At 45.4% G+C, this 3,037-nt stretch carries 4 protein-coding genes; 1 reads left to right on the forward strand and 3 read right to left on the reverse strand.

Going from position 1 to position 3,037, the window contains the following annotated elements; genetic code table 11:
* A partial coding sequence (locus VMW78_10185) for a hypothetical protein (protein ID HUV51370.1) occupies window positions 1-212 on the forward strand: 212 nt, incomplete at its 5' end.
* Window positions 213-304: 92 nt separating this feature from the next.
* On the opposite strand, the gene VMW78_10190 is transcribed toward VMW78_10185, so the two are convergent.
* From VMW78_10190 to VMW78_10200, 3 genes are all read right to left on the reverse strand, one after another.
* Complete coding sequence (locus VMW78_10190) at window positions 305-739, reverse strand: hypothetical protein (protein ID HUV51371.1); 435 nt, start codon at window positions 737-739, stop codon at window positions 305-307.
* Window positions 740-873: 134 nt separating this feature from the next.
* Window positions 874-2,106: a type II toxin-antitoxin system HipA family toxin gene (locus VMW78_10195; GenBank protein ID HUV51372.1), complete on the reverse strand. Its 1,233-nt coding sequence runs from the start codon at window positions 2,104-2,106 to the stop codon at window positions 874-876.
* Window positions 2,103-2,417, reverse strand: a complete 315-nt coding sequence (locus VMW78_10200) for a helix-turn-helix domain-containing protein (protein ID HUV51373.1) — start codon at window positions 2,415-2,417, stop codon at window positions 2,103-2,105. The genes VMW78_10195 and VMW78_10200 overlap by 4 nt, the downstream gene beginning before the upstream one ends.
* Window positions 2,418-3,037 lie beyond the last annotated feature (620 nt).

Below are 3,037 nucleotides of genomic sequence, written 5' to 3' on the forward strand. Positions count from 1 at the left end.
CGATCACATCCTTTTCGGAAAATGATGACGGATCGAACCGTTTACCCGGCGCGAGCATAATGTCTTTCAGGGGAATGGATAATTTCATCAGGTATCCTCGAGAATTTTCATCGATTGGCTCTTTAAGGGGTCATTATTCGCCAGGCCCTATAAATCGCCTTGAATTGTTTCAGCATTTTTCTTGTTTTTCCATGACGTTGCTGACATTATAAAAGGCGTGCAGGAAAAAGCAAGGCGAATTTCAAAAACAATACGGCAAAGAAGACCGTCAACCTCTGAAAACACATAGAGGATACTTGTACTTTCAATGAGGCCGTTCGTGGCATTCTGCACCTGCGCTAACTTCACAAACAAATGGACGAATCAATAATTTCCGTCCTTTTTCCGTAAGCCTGTACCTCTGTTTGCTGCTACGTGGCTTGTCCGGGATGGTCATTTCAATCAGACCCAGCTTTATACCGATTTGCTGGTAGTTTTCCCTAAAGTGTTTTTCATCTTTCAGTCCTAGTTTTTTCTGAATTTCACTGCGTGTCATTTCCCCTTGCATAATGGAAAGCATCTTTTTAACTTCGGGGGTGACTTCGGGGGTGACTTCGGGGGCAAGTTGTCCGGATTGTGGTTCAGAACTCGTAATCTGCTGAAACTCCGGGACCTTAAGAATGATGCGGAACACATCGCCTTCAATCATTTCGGGATCAGCGCCACCATAGGCTTTGCCGTATCTCATCATTTTTCGCATACCGGAACCCAGCTCATCGGCCCGGTGTATTTCACAAAAAAAGTGCCGATAACTGGATTTTTTGGAAAAGGGGTGAATGTGGTTGGATGCAGTACGCCGAACCCGTGGGGTTTATTCCAGACTGATCAGTAATTTCAAACAAATGGCGCTGGGTTCGTTTTTTTTAACCGGTGGTTGATATCTTTGCCGATACTTTCGGCATCTCTTTCCGGAACATTACATGCTGCGAAAACCACTCTCCACTTGGAGACAGATTCATGAACCTCTATTACCAATTCCTGGGCATGTTGTCGTCGTTTTAACCCGAAATGCCCGGCCTCCTGCAGGAGTGTTTCAAGATCAGGCGGCCTGTTATCGTATCCGATGCGTAGCACATGTTCCCTGTTAAAACCGATGTTTGGCACCAAGTCGAATGCAGGACTCAGTTGCCAGCCTTCATCATTGTGCAGCATAATGAAATTTTTCAGGTGGTCATCGGTGTTGCCGATCATCACGTTGAAAACCATCTGTCTGTAAAGCCTCTGGAGGTCCTGACTCGGTTGCGTGGAAACATGCCTTATTACTTCTGCCATGTCTCTGTAGCCGGTATAGTAATATCCGTCGGCCTTGAGCAGTGATTGCATACTGATCATGTGATTGCGGCCGCCGGCTTTGTTGATATCGAACCGTTTTACCAACAGGCATTTTCTGGAACCTAACGCTAATAGCCTGCTATCGGCTGTTTCGATGCCTGCCCTGCGGCCCAACTCCATGGCGGCGGCCTCCAGGCTGACAACGTCCAGTTGATCTCTGGCACTGGCAAACTTTGCCAGATATGAACCGCTTTCATCTTTGACAAGTGCCTTGGGCCTGGCCCCGCCCGGTGAGCTGCCTGCCTGAAACAACAAAGAAAGTTCATCGTCGTCCACAGTTTCGTCCTGCTCAAATCTTTTCGTCAGCAGCGCCAGTTTCTGAAGGTGACGAATGGGAACCCCTGTCGTTTTCAAGTCCGGCCGGTCTTTTTCCATGTAGCTCAAAGCCCCCAAACCCTGGGCTCCTAACAACTGTAACAATTGTGGGATACGTTGGTTTTTGCGGTCCAGCTTGTAGCGGCGGACCAGGAGCCTTCGCCCCCAATCGTCCGGAAGACTATCTTCAAAAACGCCATGGACTCCGGCATGGGGCCGATCGGCATCAAAGGTATCCGCAGACAGCGGCAAATGCAGAGGGTCAAGCAGGAAGGCTTTCGGATTCTCCAGATATTCAGGAGTATAGCGGAATTGTCCCTTCAGCGCTCCCCTGACATTGTCCGGGTCGGCAACAACAAGGGCACCTGCCTTGATGCTTTTCCCAGATGGCTGGGTTAACCATACATCAAGCTTTATCATCTTTTCCTCTTGCGGCTGCCGCCTGCACGTTGCCGCTTGCTGGTTTTTCTTTTGAATTTCGCAAACAGGTCTTCTTTTGAAGCCAGCACTTCCTGCCAGCCGTCAAGCTGGCCAAGGATGCTGCTTGCTTCCAGCCATTTGCCAATCAGCGTCCGCGGAGAACCTTTTTCCATTTTGCTGTACGACTGGCGAGTTAAGCCCAGCCTTTGTGCAAACAGTTCCTGGCTTTCATTACGAGCCAAGCGCGCCTCTCTTAACCTTTCGCCAAGCTGCTGCAACAAGGATTCAACACTATTACCATTGTTAATCATATTTAACCTTATAGCATAATAATACTTACTAAGTAAAGTATTATTTACCGAGTAATTATTTCTCGTATCTTTTCCATTACGTTTAAGGTTGGATAAATTCGTAAAAAGTCGTCACTCCGGTGAAAACAATGCCTTCAAAGAGGAAAATAAGAATAGAAAAAGAAGTTAATCTATCATTGCCCGCTTAACTGGGCGTCTATTTTTATTTGACCACTTCAACTATCCATATGAGCCAAAATATTCATTCCAAATAATGTCACAGGTTTTTTAGGGTTGCTGCCACACATTCAGAACGCTGAGTAAAATTGATAGGGGTTTTCTATACAGTTTACCAACTTAACAATATCATGTAAAATGTTAAGCAATCTTGAATAACGCGCAGGAATAATCTCAAAATACGGGTAATTCCTGTGTTTTTTTGCTTGATTACTTAACATTACTTTAGTATGTTAAATGTTAAATCAGGAAAGAGATGGTTAATGAACGATAAAATCAAAGAAAGCAAAAAAGTCGTTTACACTGTTGGTCATTCAAACATTCAGGTTTCTGAATTTTTCAGTCTTATAAAAGCCTTTAAGATTGAGGTGGTAGTAGACGTGAGGTCTTGGCCATATTCAAAA

This window comes from Anaerolineae bacterium (assembly GCA_035529315.1).
Taxonomy (GTDB): domain Bacteria; phylum Desulfobacterota; class Desulfobacteria; order Desulfobacterales; family ETH-SRB1; genus Desulfaltia.

Excerpts from the sequence above, each read along its gene's own strand:
- VMW78_10190 (HUV51371.1), bottom strand. The coding sequence starts at position 739 with ATGCGAAAAATGATGAGATACGGCAAAGCCTATGGTGGCGCTGATCCC.
- VMW78_10195 (HUV51372.1), bottom strand. The coding sequence starts at position 2,106 with ATGATAAAGCTTGATGTATGGTTAACCCAGCCATCTGGGAAAAGCATC.
- VMW78_10200 (HUV51373.1), bottom strand. The coding sequence starts at position 2,417 with ATGATTAACAATGGTAATAGTGTTGAATCCTTGTTGCAGCAGCTTGGC.